A 17200-nucleotide genomic window follows, 5' to 3' on the forward strand; every position below is an offset into this window, starting at 1 on the left:
TGGGTTAATAATTAACACACGGTCAATTTATGCTTCCGATTCGGTTGAATAATTAGATGATTATCTACAAAAATAAGTGTTTTCTGGCCAACTTATGCTTCCAACTGCGGCCAACTTATAGGTAAAATGACATTGTATGATATGAACCATAACTTTGCCAGGTTGGCGAGGTTATGGTTCTTTTTTGTTTCTGGAAAGGTTATAGTTCTAAAAATAGAATGTATCTAATTCTTTGGTTCTTTCACTTACATCCTCAATGTATCTTGTGTGTTATCCCTTAATGATCACAATTTTATCCCGTCAAAGCCCGATTGGTGAGGACTGATAATTAGTGGGGATGAACATCTCTGTTTGATTAATTAATACTTCATTTTATTTGAATCTCCATATGTTTTGTGTTTTTATCCATACCTATTGTAAGATTATATAGAGTTCTCCTAATAAACTGTTTTAATGGATTATTTAGGGGTTTTAAATTTATAAATCTTAAATTGTTTTTTCGGGATAATTTTTTATCTAAATAATTTATATTGAAGTAGAGGTGAACCATCGGTGAAGCAGGTGTTGGTGATTAAAAATGAACGGTCTTCAGCAAAGAAAATCGTAAGCGGTTTAACGCAAGAGGGCCATTTCATTTTAAAACTTCACAATGAAAACCAAGGTTTAAATATAGCATATGAGCAAGATTGGGATATTATCATATTGGATTGGGATTCATTAAGTATATCGGGACCAGAAATTTGTAGACAAATACGACTTGTTAAAACGACACCAATCATTATTGTGACCAACAATATTTCTAGCGAGGATTGCATAGCAGGGTTACAAGCAGGAGCAGATGATTATATTAGAAAACCATTTGTGAAGGAAGAATTAGTAGCGAGAGTTCAAGCTATTTTAAGAAGAAGTGACTATAACCAGCAAAATGAGACAAACTTTTTTCAGTTTAAAGATCTCTTTGTTGATGCATCTAGCAATATTGTGAAAAAAGGTGGCAAAAATCTCTCGCTTACGAAGCGCGAGTACGATTTACTTGTATTTTTAATTAAGAATAAAAATACGATATTAAGCCGTGAAATGCTTTTGAATCAAGTTTGGGGATATGACGTAGTAGTAAATCCGAATGTAGTAGACTTATATATTGGGTATGTAAGAAAAAAGCTAAAGTGCGAGAAGAAAGATAGATATATTCAAACGATACATGGCAGAGGCTATTCAATGGTTGAATGATAAAAATAAGATAATAAAGTAGTTTCTGTGAAATATTAGCTATTACTGCGCGTATTTTGTAAGGGAAGGTCTCTGTCCCGTATTCGTTGAGAAAGTATTTAATGAAGGCTAATCAACAGTCCTGACCGCACATATTACTTTTTATGCTTGATTTTATGAATTGATACGATTCACAAGATTTTCACAGAATTAATGACTATACTAATTAACAGGATGTTCAAATGAAAATGATTATCAATAGCGATTCAATTGAATAAAAGTTACTTTCTAATTCAATCTATGGATGTCATCATTTTCGAAATAAATCACACTATAAGGAGTATACATATGAAAAAATCTATGCTTTTAAAATTAGTGAGTATTCTAGCAATTTTTACTTTAATGTTAGTGGCTTGCTCAGATTCAAGTAAAGAAACTTCGAAGGCTAATAATAAAGATAATGGTAGTGATAAGCCAAAAACGGTTGAAATCACTGATGCTCATGGAACTGTTAAAGTACCTGTAAACCCAAAGAATGTAGTTGCTTTGGATAACAGAACTTTTGAAACTTTATCTGATTGGGGAATTAAATTAGCGGCTGCTCCAAAGGATATCATGCCTGCTGATTCAGCATATAAAAAGGATGAAAAAGTTCAAAATATTGGGAATCACCGTGAACCAAATCTAGAAATTATTGCAGCGGCAAACCCTGATCTTGTAATCGTTGGTCAAAGATTTGCTGATCATTATGAAGAAATCAAAAAATTAGTGCCAAATGCAGCTGTTATTGATCTTAATTTTGATGTTTCTGAGAAGGCTACTAAGCCTGGAGAAAACTTAGTAAAAGGACTTAAAGATTCTACAACTACTTTAGGTAAAATCTTTGCTAAAGATAAAGAAGCTAAACAATTAGTAGCTGATTTCGATAAATCTATTGAAAAGGCAAAATCTGCTTATAACGGAAAAGATAAAGTTATGAGTGTTATCGTTACTGGTGGAAATATTGGCTTTGCTGCGCCGCACTCTGGTCGCGTTTGGGGACCTATGTATGAAATTTTCGGTTGGACTCCAGCATTAGAAGTTTCGAATTCTACTGCAGGTCATAAAGGTGATGATGTTTCTGTTGAAGCTATCGCACAAACAAATCCTGATTGGCTTTTCGTATTAGATCGTGATGCTGCAACATCTGATGCAGCTAAGTCAACACCTGCTAAGGATGTTATTTCTAAATCACCAGCTCTTCAAAACACAACTGCTGTTTCTAAACAACAAGTTGTTTATGCACCAGAAGATACTTACACAAATGAATCAATTCAAACTTATATAGAGTTATTTGGAAATCTTGCAAAAACTTTAGCTAAGTAGTGTAAAGGGGTACGAAACAGTGTCAAAAAATATGATTTCTAGGGTTGAGAATATTTCTCAACCCCAGTTTTATAATCACAATAAAATATGGACAAAACCTTTTATAATAGCGGTTATAGTTGTTATAATTTTAGGGATTATATCACTGTTTACTGGAGTTTATGATATACGTGGACAAGAGGACGGAATGGAGATGTTTTTCATCACTCGTGTTCCGAGAACAGTTGCATTAATGCTTACTGGAGCTGCAATGGCGATGGCAGGACTCGTAATGCAATTAATTACACAGAATCGTTTTGTTGAACCTACTACAACGGGGACGATTGAATGGTCAGGCTTAGGCCTGCTTTTTGTGTATTTATTATTTCCTGCCCCAACTTTAGTTCAAAGAATGACTGGTGCAATCATTTTTTCTTTTATAGGAACTATGATTTTCTTTCTATTTTTAAGAAGAGTTAAGCTTCGTTCGTCTTTAATTGTTCCGATTATCGGATTGATGCTTGGAGCAGTAATTTCTGCAGTGTCCACTTTTTTAGGACTCCTTTTTCAAAAGACGCAAAGTATTGAAACTTGGTTTGTAGGTTCATTTGCTAACATTCAGGTGGGAAGATATGAATATTTATGGCTGATTGTTATCATTACTTTTCTTATTTTTATGTATGCTAATAGATTGACTTTAGCTGGACTAGGAGAAGATGTCGCAACAAGTCTTGGAGTTAATTACAATAGAATTGTTCTTTTTGGGACTGCTCTTATCTCTGTTGCAGTTGGAATTGTTGCAGCTGTTATTGGACACTTACCTTTCTTAGGATTAATTGTGCCAAATATCGTTTCAATGTTTAGAGGTGATGATCTTAGGAGTAATTTACCTTGGGTTTGTGTGATCGGAATGGGATCAATAACTGCCTGTGACATCATTTCTCGAACAATTATACAGCCTTTTGAATTACCTGTTTCTTTAATACTTGCAACAGTGGGAGCAGTCGTGTTTATTACTATTTTATTGAGACAAAGAAAACCAAGGAGGCTACGATGATCACATTAGAATATAGAAAAAAAGAAAATGTCGAAATCGATTCTAGCCTTCATAATGAAAGTAGATCAGCTAGCGCTTTTCGGTCTAAGAAGGAAGCAAGACGTTATTGGATTTTACTCATAACATTGATTGCTTTAGGTCTTCTTTCTTCATATGGACTTTTAGTTTATAACAATCCAGTTCCGATAGATTCACCTTCTTTTATCCCAGTCGTTAAGAGAAGGATAGTAGCTATTGTTGCAATGATTATTGCTGCGGTTTGCCATAGCTTGTCGACAGTTGCTTTCCAATCTATTACGAATAATAAAATTATTACTCCTTCACTTTTAGGTTTCGAATCACTTTATTCAGCAATTCAAACGAGTACAGTATTCTTCTTTGGTGCTAGTGCGTTAATAAATTTTAATGGAATTGGATCATTTTTATTCCAAGTTGTTGTTATGGTCTTCATGAGTTTGATACTTTATGGATGGTTACTTTCCGGTAAATACGGGAATTTACAACTTATGCTTTTAGTTGGAATTATTATTGGTACCGGGCTAAATTCTGTGTCAACTTTCATGAGAAAACTACTTGCGCCTTCAGAATTTGATATTTTACAAGCAAGATTATTTGGTTCTGTTAATCATGCAGATCCTGCATATTTTCCTATTGTAATTCCGATGATCATAATTGTAGCAGTATTAATTTTTGCTCATTCTAAGAATTTGAATGTTTTGTCACTAGGAAAGGATGTTGCTACTTCTTTTGGAGTTAAATATCAACCTAGTGTAATTTATACACTTGTATTAGTTGCTATTCTGATGTCCATTTCAACCGCTCTAATTGGGCCACTTACTTTCTACGGCTTTTTAGTAGCAACTTTGAGTTATCAGGCGGCGTCAACTTATGATCATAGATATATTTTCCCAATGGCTTTTGCTATAGGATTTTTAATAATGACGAGCGCATACTTTTTAATGTATCATGTATTCCATGCTCAAGGTGTAGTTTCAGTTATTATTGAATTATTTGGTGGAATTATATTCTTAACTATAGTTTTAAGGAAGAGGGCTTTATGATAAAAATTGATAATGTTAAAAAGTTCTATACTGATAAGGTAAAAATAGGACCTTTGGATATTGAAATACCAAAAGCGGGCTTTACTTCTTTAATTGGGCCAAATGGTGCTGGAAAGTCCACGACACTTTTGATGATTGGTAGACTTTTAGATATGGATGAAGGCCAAATTCAGGTAGCAAATATGGATGTTTCTGAATCCAAATCAAAAGACTTAGCAAAAGTTTTGACTATATTGCGACAAGAAAATCATTTTGTAACTAGGCTTACAGTTAGACAATTAGTTGGATTTGGGCGCTTTCCTTATTCAAAGGGAAGATTGACTAAAGAAGATGAGGTTATCATTTCTAAATATATCGATTTCTTAGATTTAACTAGTTTAGAGAATAGATATTTAGATGAGCTTTCTGGTGGTCAAAGACAAAGGGCATATGTAGCGATGGTATTGTGCCAAGAGACGGAATATGTACTTTTGGACGAACCTCTGAACAACCTTGATGTTGCTCGTTCTGTTCAAATGATGGAGCATTTAAGACGTGCAGCTAATGAATTTGGAAGAACAATTTTGACTGTTATGCATGACATAAATTTTGCAGCTAAATACTCGGATAAAATTTGTGCTATGAAAGATGGACAAATTGCTGCTTTTGGAACAGTAGAAGAGGTTATGGACTCAACACTTTTGACAGATATTTTTGAAACAAAAATAGAAATTATTAATGGTCCTTATGGGCCAATCGCAGTTTATTAGTTATAAAATGTGAAAAAATACCGTAGCTTGTGTAGATTATGCAAGCTACTCTAGTTGAAGTTGCTGTCTGTATTTTATAGGCAGCAGCTTTTTTATGTGACTACTCATAAAATGCAAAAGAATGCTTCACCTTTTCAAGTATGTACTAAACGAAAAAAATATCCCTGTATAACTTTTTAAAAGAATTCAGCTTGTTTTTTGATATGTAATATTGCATATCAGAGTGTATTGATAAAAGTGTAAGGGGTCACTATAATGAGGGCATAAAGATAAATCACATTTTCGTAGCAATAAAAAGGAGGAAATAATATGGAAATCGCAATGACAGTTTTAAAATTTGTAGGTGGCGTAATCCCGTTAATTCAAGAACTTTTAAAAGCATTTATGTAAGTTTATTAGTTAGCTATCATTTATCGATCATTATCATATTTTACTAAAAAAGAACGGGGTGATTTTTCTGAATATTAAGAAAAACACTAAAAGAAGAAAGTTCCTTGCATGTTTATTAGTTAGTTTATGCACTATTAATTATTCATCTATTTCCTTCGCAGAAACACAAGCAAGTAATGCAACTGATGTAACCAAAAATGCTAGTGGCATTGATACTGGTATAGCAAATCTTAAATATAATAATCAAGAGGTTTTAGCTGTAAATGGTGATAAAGTAGAAAGTTTTGTTCCGAAAGAAAGTATCAATTCAAATGGTAAATTTGTAGTAGTGGAACGCGAGAAAAAATCACTTACAACGTCACCAGTCGATATTTCAATTATTGATTCTGTAGTGAATCGCACGTATCCAGGAGCTGTACAACTTGCAAATAAAGCTTTTGCAGACAATCAACCAAGTTTATTAGTGGCTAAGAGAAAGCCTTTGAATATTAGTATAGACTTACCGGGCATGAGAAAAGAAAATACAATCACTGTCCAAAATCCGACATATGGTAATGTAGCTGGAGCAGTAGACGATTTAGTATCTACTTGGAATGAAAAGTATTCTACAACACATACGTTACCTGCAAGAATGCAGTATACGGAATCTATGGTTTATAGTAAATCACAAATAGCAAGTGCTCTTAATGTTAACGCTAAATATCTTGATAACAGTCTAAACATTGATTTTAATGCGGTTGCAAATGGAGAGAAAAAAGTGATGGTAGCGGCGTATAAGCAAATATTTTATACGGTAAGTGCTGAACTACCTAACAATCCATCCGACCTTTTTGATAATAGCGTTACTTTTGACGAGTTAACTCGAAAAGGCGTAAGTAATTCGGCTCCACCTGTTATGGTTTCAAATGTAGCTTATGGTAGAACGATTTATGTAAAATTAGAAACAACATCTAAGAGCAAAGATGTACAAGCTGCTTTTAAAGCCTTACTTAAGAATAACAGCGTTGAAACAAGTGGACAGTATAAAGATATTTTTGAAGAAAGTACCTTTACTGCTGTAGTATTAGGCGGAGATGCGAAAGAGCATAACAAGGTTGTTACTAAAGATTTCAATGAAATCCGAAATATCATTAAAGATAATGCTGAATTAAGTCTTAAAAATCCAGCATACCCAATTTCATATACAAGCACTTTCTTAAAAGATAATTCAACTGCTGCTGTTCATAACAATACAGATTATATTGAGACGACAACTACAGAATATTCAAGTGCTAAAATGACACTTGATCATTACGGTGCTTACGTTGCTCAATTTGATGTATCTTGGGATGAATTCACATTTGACCAAAAGGGTAACGAAGTACTAACACATAAAACGTGGGATGGTAGCGGAAAAGACAAAACGGCTCATTACTCTACAGTTATCCCACTCCCACCAAATTCAAAAAATATAAAAATTGTAGCAAGAGAATGTACAGGTCTTGCATGGGAATGGTGGAGAACAATTATTAATGAACAAAATGTTCCATTAACAAATGAAATAAAAGTTTCAATTGGAGGAACAACATTATACCCAACAGCTAGTATTAGTCATTAAGTATAAAACAAGCGCCCTATAAGTAGGGCGCTTTTTACTTGGTCACAAATTTTATTTTGTATCGGTATGTTTTTAAGTTTTGTAAATCATCAACTATAAGGTGGGAATATTGTGCAGACGAAAAGCTACATGTTTTTCGTCTTTTTGTTCTCTTGCTTAATAAGAAAGATCCTGTAACTCAGTACAGGATCTTTAATCAAACGTTTTTAAAAGCTAAATTGTGGTTTCATATCACCTTTATAAGGTTCATGTTCAACGAATATAGTTATATCCTTACCAGCTTGGTCTTTACCAGTTCTCTTATACGTAAATTTATTCTTATTTAGTTCAGTAAGTTCAAGAGCAGCACCGTATTTGTTATTTCCAATTGAAACATGGGCTCTTATTTTATTTTCGTGTACAACATCGAAGTAGCCATAATCACCGCGGCTTTGACCTGTTTCGCTATTGAAGAACTCATATTTATTAGATTTGTCATCAAATTTTGCTAGACTTATAAAATTCGAATTAAACTGTGTTACATCGTTACCAGTTTCGTCTAATACCTTTGTTCCGTGCCAAAGGGTACCGCCTAAAATTTTATCTCCATCAACGTTTTTAACAATATCTCCTGTAGTCGTGTTCAGCTGCTTGTCCGGATCAGTGAAAGAAAGTTCTTTTTCTTTATATGGAACATGTTCAACGAAAACTTCTACATCTTTACCGTTAGCGTCTTTCCCTATTCGTTTATAAGTAAATACATTTTTATTTAGTTTTGTCATGTCAACGACAGCTTGATACTTCATTGATTCTGAAATTAATATTCTCTTTTTCCCATCATTTGTGATAAAGAAAGTTCCTTTATCGCCACGACTTGCACCTGTTTTAGCATCAAAAAATTCATATCTGCCGGACTTCGCATCATATTTTGCAAGACCAATGAAGTTTGCATTCTCTTTTGTTAAGTCATTCTTATCTTTGTCATACACTCGTGTACCTTGCCAATTTGTCTCGCTAAGAATATTAGCCATTTTTTGCCCTTTAGTTAATTTATTTTCCTTTTTTGTTTCTTTAGCAACTTGTTCTTGCTTTTGTTTCCCATGATTTTCTTCAGCTTTAGTACCAGCACACCCTGTTAATGCTAATGTGAATCCGAGCAGTACGGATGATAGTGCTTTTGTTTTTTTGTTCATGTTTTATCGTCTCCTTATTTTATGATTTCAAGTAGTACGGTTAGCGATTATAGTAGCAGTGCGTCATATATAAACTTAATTGCTACGTTTCTTATGTTAATCCCCGACTATAAACTGCCTCTAAATAAAACATTAAAAAAAGATAAACTAATTCCTAAATTTTTTTCATACTTATAAAAAGGTCTTTTACATGGGGGGAATGTAAATTTCTTATTTTGAAAATGGCGTAATCACATTGGGGTATACACATTATGCTTACATTGAGATTTTAGATGTGATGTTATACTGTGTATAAGATTTTATGTGTGTATGTTGTGTCGGTTTTTGTCGGTAAGTTGATATATTTCGAAAATCGCTGATATATTTGGAGTTGCGCCGATATATTTCGAAAATCGCCGATATATTTGGAGTTGTGCTGATATATTTGAAAAATCGCTGATATATTTTGGAGGGGGATAAAAATGATTGTGAAAGAGCGGAAAATGCCCGTATATTTGCTGCAATTAGAAGCTTTACTTAGAAGATTGCCTGCTCATCATCCAAAAAGGAATGTGGTGGTTGAAAGTCTAGCGAAATTTATGGCCGGCTATAAAGGAGAGCAGGCGATTGAGTATCCGCTGAGTTTTCTATCCGAAGCAGAATACCATATTTTACATGATATTAGGTTATTTGATCAAAAACATTATTTCCAAATTGATACCCTCATAGTTTCATCTTATTTTCTTCTTTTTTTTGAAATAAAAAATATTATTGGTACATTAATTTTTGATACAAAGTTCAATCAACTTATTCGAATAGTAGATGGTAATACGGAAGAAGGATTCCCAGATCCGCTTTTACAACTGAAACGGCAAGAGATGCAACTGAGAAAATGGCTGAATCTACATGATTTACATAATATTCCGATTGAAGCCCTCGTTGTAATTAGTTCCCCTCGTACAATTATTAAAACTTCAGATGAAATACTGTCTAGTAAAATTATCCACAGTGCAAATTTACCTAATAGAATAAAACAGATTAAAAATCAATATAAAGAAAAAGTGATTGATAATATAAATGGACTTATAGGCCAGATTATGAATGAGCACATTCCGCAACGTCAAAATGTTCTTGCGCAATATAAAATTAAAAAAGAGGAATTGCTAAAGGGTGTACAGTGTGAGGAATGTTTTACAATGGCAATGTTAAAAGAAAGACAGGGATGGCGTTGTTCAAATTGCAATAGTATGTCTAAACATGCTCATTTACGTGCTGTACAAGATTACACACTTCTGTTTAGTGTGATAACTACTAATAGCGAATTGAGGGAATTTCTTAATATGGAATCTAGTTCTGCGGTTAAAAGACTCCTCCAAACAATGAACATCACCTTCACTGGCAATAACAAAGGACGAATATATGATTTAACTTCTTTCCAATCGTAATTTTGCTATAATAAATAAGTACTTATACGAAGGGGAGTCTAAAGAGAGTATGAAGTCATTTAATATCGATCATGTTATAGCTAGTGTTTTGCAATGGATATTAAATATAGCCTTAATTATATTATCCATTGTGTTATCAATTTTCTTAGTGAATGAGACAATTACGTTCGTGCAGTATATTTTTTCGGCAAAAGAGTATACGTCTTATAAATTGGTTGAAAGTATCATCGTCTATTTCTTATACTTCGAGTTCATTGCATTAATTATTAAGTATTTTAAATCGAACTATCATTTCCCGTTACGTTATTTTATTTATATCGGAATTACGGCCTTAATTCGATTAATTATTGTGTCTCATGAGGAACCGATGGAGACGTTATTATACGCAGGAGCAATTCTTGTTTTAGTTATTGCTTTATACATATCAAATATGAGAGATTTGAGAAAAGAGTAGTAGTGCAGACATAAGTCAGCACTACTTTTTTACATCTTGACCTTCAAGTTGCTTGAAAGTTTACAATGAAATTAGGGCGTTTGAAATCGAAAAAAATTGAGAAATTAAGTGAAGAGGTTTCTTTTACTTGGAGGTTATAGGAATGAATCAGGAATTGAAGTTACGTCCATTAGAACGAGAAGATTTAAAGTTTGTACACGAACTGAATAATAATGCGCATATTATGTCGTATTGGTTTGAAGAGCCGTATGAGGCATTTGTGGAGCTGCAAGACTTATATGATAAACATATACATGATCAAAGCGAACGCCGATTTATCGTTGAGAAAGACAATGAAATGGTTGGATTAGTTGAGTTAGTAGAAATCGATTATATTCACCGTAGAACAGAATTCCAAATTATTATTGATCCGAATTATCAAGGATATGGTTATGCAGTGGATGCGACGCGTTTAGCAATGGATTACGCTTTTTCCGTACTAAATATGCATAAGATTTATTTAGTTGTGGATAAGGAAAATGAAAAGGCAGTACATGTTTATAAAAAAGTTGGGTTTATGGTAGAAGGTGAGCTTATCGATGAGTTTTTCGTTGATGGTAACTATCATAATGCGATAAGAATGTGTATGTTTCAGAAGCAATATTTTGAAAACAAGTAGTTGAAAGATTCGGAAGTAATGTTGACGCTTCGTAAAACCGTATGCTAAAATCCTTTTTAAGTATTAAGGAAGGTGCATAATATGCTTTATATAAAATTTGTAAAACTCATTAGAAAACTTTGCTCCGCACAAATGTATACGGTGAAGCGTTGTACGGAGCTTAATCAAGGGGTATAAATCCCCTATATTCATCGGCTGAATAACTTTTCTAAAAAAGTATAGTGTATCTATGCTTATTTCGTTATGGTTTTTCAGCTGGTGTATAAAATAGATTAAGGGGCCATAGACAATGCTTTGTCTATGGCCCTTTGTGTATATTATTCCGATGAGTCTTTACTATAAATTGGAGTAGTATAGGAAAAACCACGAAGCAGAGGGCTAGTGTCGAATGACGCTATCTCTCTGCTTTTTTTAATTTCAGGAAAAGAGGAATAAAAATGAGTTTACTTAAAGTGGAAAGTTTATCACATAGTTTTATAGATAAAGTATTATACGAAAATGCTTCTTTTGATTTGCATAAAGGGGAGCATATGGGAATTGTTGGACAGAATGGTGCAGGAAAAAGCACATTAATGAAAATATTGGTGGGGGAAAATATTCCTGATAAGGGAGACATAAAGTGGCAACCTAATATTCAAATTGGACATCTTGATCAATACGCAGAAATTGATGAGGTTTATACCATTTCACAATATTTAAAGAGAGCCTTTTATGATTTGTATGCAATGGAAAAGAGAATGAACAAGTTATATGAAGAAAGTGCGATGACTGGAGATGAAAATCAACTATTGAAAGCGGCAGAAATTCAAGGACTGCTCGAGGCTCGTGATTTTTATTCAGTAGATAGTATTACGAATAAGGTGGCAGCCGGTTTAGGTATTGATGTGATTGGGATGAATCGTGTGATTGGTGAATTAAGCGGAGGGCAGCGTGCAAAGGTAATTTTAGCGAAGCTCTTATTAGAAGAGCCTAATATTTTATTGCTAGATGAACCGACGAATTTTCTCGATAAGGAGCATGTGGAGTGGCTTGCTAATTATTTAATGAATTTTGAAGGAGCGTTTATTGTCGTATCACATGATTTTGATTTTCTGGAAAAGGTAACTTCTTGCATATGTGATGTAGAGTTCGGAACAGTTAAGAAGTATTACGGCAAATACTCAGATTTTGTAAGACAAAAGGAGCATTTGCGAAAAGATTATATTCGCCAATATTATGCACAGCAAAAGAAAATTGAAAAAACGGAAGAGTATATTCGTAGAAATATTGCTGGGGTGAATTCAAAAATAGCGCAAGGTCGTAGAAAACAATTACAGCGTATGGAAAGAATTGCGCCACCAAGTTTTACTCATAAACCGTCTATTCATTTTCAGGAACTTCCCATTTCAGTTCAGACAGTTCTTGAAGTAAATAATCTTGAAGTTGGTTACGACTTCGCTCTCTTACCAAAGTTGAATTTTTCAGTAATGGGTGGGCAAAAACTTGTCATTACAGGTTTCAATGGAGTAGGGAAATCTACTTTATTAAAAACAATCGTTGGAAATATTGCTAGTATTTCTGGAGAGTTTCACTTTTCAGAGCAAATAAAGATTGGATATTATGAGCAAGATTTAAATTGGAGCAATGATTCTTTAACGCCGCTTCAAATTATTTCAGAACAGTTTCCTAAACTGAATATGAAGGAAATACGCCATCATTTAGCTGCGTGTGGAGTGAAGGATACGCACGTTTCGCAAGAAATTCGTACGTTAAGTGGTGGTGAACAATCGAAGGTGAAACTGTGTGGATTATTACTATCACCTTGTAACTTCTTAATTTTAGATGAGCCGACAAATCATTTGGATGCAGAAGCGAAGGAAGCTTTGCAAAAGGCGTTAATTAAGTTTAAGGGCAGCATTATACTCGTATCTCACGAAGCAAGTTTTTATCTTGATTGGGCAGATAGCATCTTTCATATAGAGACGGGATTAGTTAAGGGGGTGTGAAACATATGAGTGAAAACAATTGGAAAACGAAAATTATATTATTTTTGACCGCTCAAACTATTTCGTTGTTCGGTTCCTCTCTCGTGCAATACGCGATTATATGGTATATCACCCTTACAACATCATCAGGAGTGATGTTGACTATTTCAACTGTTTGCGGTTTTCTACCACAAATTGCGATATCTTTGTTTGCAGGTGTTTGGATTGATCGTTATGACCGTAAAAAGATGATTATGTTATCGGATGGAATTATAGCGATTGCGACGTTAGTCTTAGCAATTTTATTTTTAACAGGATATAAAAGTATTTGGTTACTTTTTATTGTGTTACTCATTCGTTCAGCTGGAACAGGAGTACAAACGCCAGCTGTGAATGCATTAATTCCGCAAATCGTTCCGAAAGAGTATCTTATGAAAGTAAATGGAATAAATAGCAGTATTACATCTTTAATTATGTTTCTTTCTCCAGCAGCAAGTGCTGCGATTCTTTCTATTGCCAGCATTGAAACAACATTTTTTATTGATGTTATTACAGCTATGATTGGAATTAGTATTATGTTTGTCATTCATGTGGAAGGACATGTGAATGTAGAAAGTAAGCAAAAATCTAATCTACAAGGAATTAAAGAAGGGTTCACTTATTTAAAAGAAAATGTATTTATTAAAAGGCTAATCGTTTTATTGATTATCGTCATGATTTTAATAAGTCCAGCTGCTTTTTTAACACCTTTAATGGTAACTCGTTCTTTCGGGGCCGAAATGTGGAGACTTACTGCTAGTGAGATGACCTTTAGTGCGGGTGCGGCAGCTGGTGGCGTATTGATTGCAGCGTGGGGTGGTTTTCGTAATCGTATGCATACAACAGCGCTAGCTTGTGCATTATATGGACTGCTTATGATTGGACTCGGAATAGCACCGATATTTATTATGTATTTAGTCTTTAATTTTTTAATTGGTATAACAATGCCGTGCTTCAATACACCAGTTACTGTGTTATTGCAGGAGAAAGTAGAACCATCAATGCACGGACGGATGTTTAGCCTTGTACAAATTGCGAATTCATGCGCGCTTCCTTTAGGAATGATAATATTTGGTCCGTTGTCGGATATGTTTAGTGTAGAGATTTTGTTAATTTATGCTGGGATATTCGTGCTATTTTGCGCAATGTATATTGTATTAAGCAAGAGGTTTGAAGTGTAAATATTTATAATTTAGAAGGTTTGCGAAGTGATTTAAGATGCTTTGCAAACCTTTTTGTTGTTTGTTTAGTCAATAATTATTTATTGTTTAACAATAAATAATTATTGACTGTTAATTCTTTTTTAGATAATATGATGGTAAGAATCTAAGGGGAATTACATAAGTAGAGGAGAATGTGAAATGAAAAATAAATACGTAGTAGCTATTTCTTTCATGATTTTAGCGATTATTTCTTTAACGATACATGCTTCAAACAGTAAAGTAGGAGCGGATGGATTTCTTGAAGAACCTTTCTTTTTCCTAGTACCGATAAGTTATATATTGTTCCTTAGTGGTATTGGTATATTGCTATTTGGATTTATTACTTCAAAGCTGAAAAAGGGCAATAGATAGGGACAAAACACTCACTATGAAATAGAAACATACCATATGGAAGAAAAAGAATAAGTGAGATGAATCATGATGAATCATTATTTTTATAATGGTAGACAAGTAGGAGCTGCTATTACGCTGGCTGGGGCACAAGGGACAATTCATGCTGTGAATCAAGCTATTCAAATGCAGCAACAAGCATATTTTGCACAAATGATGCAAATTCAGTATATGCCGTATTCACAACTTCCGATGCAAATTATACATTACGATGTACATCCAGCTGGTTTATTTTCCATTCCATATGGCGGGACATATTTCTTATGAAAGAAAGCGACTCAATAGAGTCGCTTTTTTATATTCCGCCTAACTTCATTCCAAGGAAGGCAAAGGCGATACCAATTATGTAAGTAGCACTTAAATATAAAAGGAAGATGTATAGTTTTTTACGATTGAGAAGCTGAACAGATTCTAATTTAAACGTAGAAAATGTAGTGAATGCGCCCATAAATCCAGTACCTAATAATAGTTGCCAGCCTGTAGTGACTCCGTTGCCAATTATATACCCAAGTAAAAATGCCCCTGTTATATTAATAAGGAATGTAGCAATTGGAAATTGTGTTTTATTTCTTTTCTTAAACCAATTGCTAATTGCAAATCGTGTAATCGCACCGAAAAATCCTCCTGTTGCGACTAATAAAGCTTCTATCATGAGTAATCACCTTCTGTAAGAGATTTCTTAATTAAGAAATCTCCAAGTGTATAGCCAAGGCCAGACATAATGAGGCCACCAAGTATGCTGCATGATACATATAAGAAGGCTATGCTCCACTCAGAATGATTGATCAATTGCACAGTTTCTACACTAAATGTTGAAAAAGTCGTAAAGGAACCGATGAATCCAGTTCCGATGCCTGTGATAACCTCTGAAGGTAAGATGTTTAGCCGAGCGATATAAGTAGTTAGCCACGCTAAGAAAAAGCAACCGATTAAGTTAATGAGTAATGTTGCCAATGGAAATGAATGATGCCAAAATGTGTTGATATTAAGACCTAAATAATAACGAGAAAGAGCTCCTAATATACCAGCAATGCCAACGATAATATAAATCAATTTTCTCACCTCTTTAAATAGCTTGCTCAAAAAAATAGACTCCTACCAGTATCCATACTGGTAGGAGTCATTAGCTAAGCAGCGTTTATGGCGAACTCCATCGCCTATGATTATTACATATAGTGTACTAAATATACCGTTTAATTTCCAGTGAGGAGGAGGGTGTAACTTTTCTTTTTTTGATGTCTGAAGGCTTTTTAAGTAATTAAAATGGGATCGATTACTTATCAACTAAATATAGTGATATACGGTTTTAATTATGATAAAATGTTTCTTATGTGTGTCGTTTTGTTTTATTTGACTGAAAATAAAGAAAAATAAATTTGCGTGAAAAGGAGTCATTTATTTGAAGAAATTTTTAAAAATCGTATTTACATGTGTTTTAGTAGTAGCGGGCATTGTAGGAGGATTTCTAGCTTATATGACACTTACTAAAGAACAGCCTGCTGATGTTATAAGCTTGAAGGTAGAGAATAATAAGGAGCGCGTATTAGCGACTGGAAATGAGTTTAAAGTTACAACATTTAATATTGGATATGCTGGGTTAGATAAGGATCAAGATTTCTTTATGGATGGTGGAAAGGGATCTGGTTCAAGTAGTAAAGAGCAAACGGAAACTAATTTAAAGAATATGCTTTCGTTTTTACAAAATGAGAATAGTGATTTTGCACTATTACAAGAAGTTGATATAAAGTCACTTCGTTCATTTGATGTAAATGAACATGAATTTTTGAAAAAAGGATTACCTGATTATGTTTCGTCATTTGGCAAGAACTACGATACGAAATGGGTTCCAGTGCCAATAACAAATCCAATGGGATATGCGGAGGCTGGATTAAGTACGTTTTCTAAATACACTGTTCAAGAAGCGAAGAGGTTCCAGCTGCCTGGAATGGAGCCTTGGCCAAAGCGTTTGTTTGATTTAGATCGAGCAATTGTGGAATATAAAATTCCTGTTAATAATGGAAAACATGTTAGACTCGTAAATTTACATTTGTCTGCTTATGATGAAGGCGGGAAAATTAGAAAACAGCAAGTAGAGTATTTAAAAGAATATATGAACAAGCATTATGAAAATGGTGATTACGTAATAATGGGTGGAGATTGGAATCAATTGGTTTCGAACGCTCAATTAAGTGATCCGAAGTTCGTGAAAGAGCGTCCTGAGTGGTTAGTAGAGTTACCGAAGGACTTTACAGACGGTGGCTTTAAATGGGCTGTAGATCCGTCTGTTATGACTGTAAGAGATGATGTAAAGAAATATGTAGAAGGTGAAAATTTCGTCACTATTATTGATGGCTTTATCGTTTCACCGAATGTAGAGATTGTAAATGTACAAGGGAAAGATTTAAAGTTTGAAAATAGCGATCATAACCCAGTAAGTGCGGTATTTAAACTGAAGTAATTGATATGTAT

Annotated in this window: 17 protein-coding genes and 1 riboswitch; of the genes, 14 read left to right on the forward strand and 3 right to left on the reverse strand. The window is 33.9% G+C overall.

Annotated elements, in window-relative coordinates; all coding sequences use genetic code 11:
* The first annotated feature begins 552 nt into the window (after positions 1-552).
* The 6 genes from QCI79_RS15620 (at position 553) to alo (ending at position 7407) form a co-directional block, all read left to right on the forward strand.
* Positions 553-1230 carry a response regulator transcription factor gene (locus QCI79_RS15620; protein WP_000815809.1) on the forward strand — a complete coding sequence of 226 codons (678 nt, stop codon included), beginning with the start codon at positions 553-555 and terminating at the stop codon, positions 1228-1230.
* Between the two features lie 327 nt (positions 1231-1557).
* Positions 1558-2574, forward strand: coding sequence for a siderophore ABC transporter substrate-binding protein (locus QCI79_RS15625; RefSeq protein WP_000749436.1), 1017 nt, complete (start codon positions 1558-1560; stop codon positions 2572-2574).
* Positions 2575-2593: 19 nt separating this feature from the next.
* Positions 2594-3610 (forward strand): ABC transporter permease, encoded by a 1017-nt coding sequence (locus QCI79_RS15630; RefSeq protein WP_000042063.1) that lies wholly within the window; start codon positions 2594-2596, stop codon positions 3608-3610.
* Complete coding sequence (locus tag QCI79_RS15635; protein WP_000631245.1) at positions 3607-4671, forward strand: iron chelate uptake ABC transporter family permease subunit; 1065 nt, start codon at positions 3607-3609, stop codon at positions 4669-4671. The genes QCI79_RS15630 and QCI79_RS15635 overlap by 4 nt, the downstream gene beginning before the upstream one ends.
* Positions 4668-5420: an iron ABC transporter ATP-binding protein gene (locus QCI79_RS15640; protein ID WP_000590071.1), complete on the forward strand. Its 753-nt coding sequence runs from the start codon at positions 4668-4670 to the stop codon at positions 5418-5420. Before QCI79_RS15635 ends, QCI79_RS15640 begins: the two co-directional genes overlap by 4 nt.
* A 448-nt stretch (positions 5421-5868) precedes the next feature.
* Positions 5869-7407: an anthrolysin O/cereolysin O family cholesterol-dependent cytolysin Alo gene (gene alo / locus QCI79_RS15645; RefSeq protein WP_000576729.1), complete on the forward strand. Its 1539-nt coding sequence runs from the start codon at positions 5869-5871 to the stop codon at positions 7405-7407.
* 206 nt (positions 7408-7613) lie between these two features.
* Here alo and QCI79_RS15650 read toward each other — a convergent pair whose 3' ends face one another.
* Positions 7614-8579 (reverse strand): DUF4822 domain-containing protein, encoded by a 966-nt coding sequence (locus tag QCI79_RS15650; protein WP_001036620.1) that lies wholly within the window; start codon positions 8577-8579, stop codon positions 7614-7616.
* Positions 8580-9040: 461 nt separating this feature from the next.
* On the opposite strand from QCI79_RS15650, the gene QCI79_RS15655 reads away from it, so the two are divergent.
* The 7 genes from QCI79_RS15655 to QCI79_RS15685 all read left to right on the forward strand — a co-directional run bounded on the left by QCI79_RS15655 (position 9041) and on the right by QCI79_RS15685 (position 14998).
* The gene (locus tag QCI79_RS15655; protein WP_000635745.1) at positions 9041-10003 is read left to right on the forward strand and encodes a nuclease-related domain-containing protein; all 963 of its coding nucleotides are present in this window, start codon (positions 9041-9043) and stop codon (positions 10001-10003) included.
* A 49-nt stretch (positions 10004-10052) separates the two neighbouring features.
* Positions 10053-10457, forward strand: a complete 405-nt coding sequence (gene psiE / locus QCI79_RS15660) for a phosphate-starvation-inducible protein PsiE (RefSeq protein WP_000834708.1) — start codon at positions 10053-10055, stop codon at positions 10455-10457.
* Between the two features lie 142 nt (positions 10458-10599).
* Positions 10600-11115, forward strand: coding sequence for a spermidine N1-acetyltransferase (speG, locus tag QCI79_RS15665; protein WP_001071092.1), 516 nt, complete (start codon positions 10600-10602; stop codon positions 11113-11115).
* A gap of 437 nt (positions 11116-11552) precedes the next feature.
* Positions 11553-13100 (forward strand): ABC-F family ATP-binding cassette domain-containing protein, encoded by a 1548-nt coding sequence (locus QCI79_RS15670; RefSeq protein WP_021727828.1) that lies wholly within the window; start codon positions 11553-11555, stop codon positions 13098-13100.
* A gap of 5 nt (positions 13101-13105) precedes the next feature.
* Positions 13106-14299 (forward strand): MFS transporter, encoded by a 1194-nt coding sequence (locus QCI79_RS15675; protein ID WP_001293750.1) that lies wholly within the window; start codon positions 13106-13108, stop codon positions 14297-14299.
* A gap of 180 nt (positions 14300-14479) precedes the next feature.
* Entirely contained in the window at positions 14480-14692 is a 213-nt protein-coding gene (locus tag QCI79_RS15680) for a DUF3955 domain-containing protein (protein WP_000792610.1), read from the forward strand.
* Between the two features lie 66 nt (positions 14693-14758).
* Positions 14759-14998: a DUF3947 family protein gene (locus QCI79_RS15685; RefSeq protein ID WP_000980954.1), complete on the forward strand. Its 240-nt coding sequence runs from the start codon at positions 14759-14761 to the stop codon at positions 14996-14998.
* A gap of 28 nt (positions 14999-15026) precedes the next feature.
* Here the strand turns inward: QCI79_RS15685 and crcB (QCI79_RS15690) are convergent, their stop codons facing one another.
* Entirely contained in the window at positions 15027-15383 is a 357-nt protein-coding gene (gene crcB / locus QCI79_RS15690; RefSeq protein WP_000568580.1) for a fluoride efflux transporter CrcB, read from the reverse strand.
* On the reverse strand, positions 15380-15784 hold the full coding sequence (crcB, locus tag QCI79_RS15695) for a fluoride efflux transporter CrcB (protein ID WP_000639312.1): 405 nt from the start codon (positions 15782-15784) through the stop codon (positions 15380-15382). Before crcB (QCI79_RS15695) ends, crcB (QCI79_RS15690) begins: the two co-directional genes overlap by 4 nt.
* A 54-nt stretch (positions 15785-15838) precedes the next feature.
* Positions 15839-15898: riboswitch (Fluoride riboswitch) on the reverse strand.
* Between the two features lie 232 nt (positions 15899-16130).
* Between crcB (QCI79_RS15695) and QCI79_RS15700 the strand changes: the two genes are divergently transcribed.
* A complete protein-coding gene (locus QCI79_RS15700; RefSeq protein ID WP_000714051.1) occupies positions 16131-17189 on the forward strand; it encodes an endonuclease/exonuclease/phosphatase family protein in 1059 nt (352 codons plus the stop codon).
* Positions 17190-17200 lie beyond the last annotated feature (11 nt).

It is taken from the genome of Bacillus cereus group sp. MG1, from assembly GCF_040460035.1.
Taxonomy (GTDB): Bacteria; Bacillota; Bacilli; order Bacillales; family Bacillaceae_G; genus Bacillus_A; species Bacillus_A cereus.

Excerpts from the sequence above, each read along its gene's own strand:
- QCI79_RS15685 (WP_000980954.1), top strand. The coding sequence starts at position 14,759 with ATGATGAATCATTATTTTTATAATGGTAGACAAGTAGGAGCTGCTATT.
- speG (WP_001071092.1), top strand. The coding sequence starts at position 10,600 with ATGAATCAGGAATTGAAGTTACGTCCATTAGAACGAGAAGATTTAAAG.
- psiE (WP_000834708.1), top strand. The coding sequence starts at position 10,053 with ATGAAGTCATTTAATATCGATCATGTTATAGCTAGTGTTTTGCAATGG.
- QCI79_RS15675 (WP_001293750.1), top strand. The coding sequence starts at position 13,106 with ATGAGTGAAAACAATTGGAAAACGAAAATTATATTATTTTTGACCGCT.
- QCI79_RS15625 (WP_000749436.1), top strand. The coding sequence starts at position 1,558 with ATGAAAAAATCTATGCTTTTAAAATTAGTGAGTATTCTAGCAATTTTT.
- QCI79_RS15650 (WP_001036620.1), bottom strand. The coding sequence starts at position 8,579 with ATGAACAAAAAAACAAAAGCACTATCATCCGTACTGCTCGGATTCACA.
- QCI79_RS15670 (WP_021727828.1), top strand. The coding sequence starts at position 11,553 with ATGAGTTTACTTAAAGTGGAAAGTTTATCACATAGTTTTATAGATAAA.
- crcB (WP_000568580.1), bottom strand. The coding sequence starts at position 15,383 with ATGATAGAAGCTTTATTAGTCGCAACAGGAGGATTTTTCGGTGCGATT.
- QCI79_RS15680 (WP_000792610.1), top strand. The coding sequence starts at position 14,480 with ATGAAAAATAAATACGTAGTAGCTATTTCTTTCATGATTTTAGCGATT.
- QCI79_RS15640 (WP_000590071.1), top strand. The coding sequence starts at position 4,668 with ATGATAAAAATTGATAATGTTAAAAAGTTCTATACTGATAAGGTAAAA.
- QCI79_RS15635 (WP_000631245.1), top strand. The coding sequence starts at position 3,607 with ATGATCACATTAGAATATAGAAAAAAAGAAAATGTCGAAATCGATTCT.
- QCI79_RS15655 (WP_000635745.1), top strand. The coding sequence starts at position 9,041 with ATGATTGTGAAAGAGCGGAAAATGCCCGTATATTTGCTGCAATTAGAA.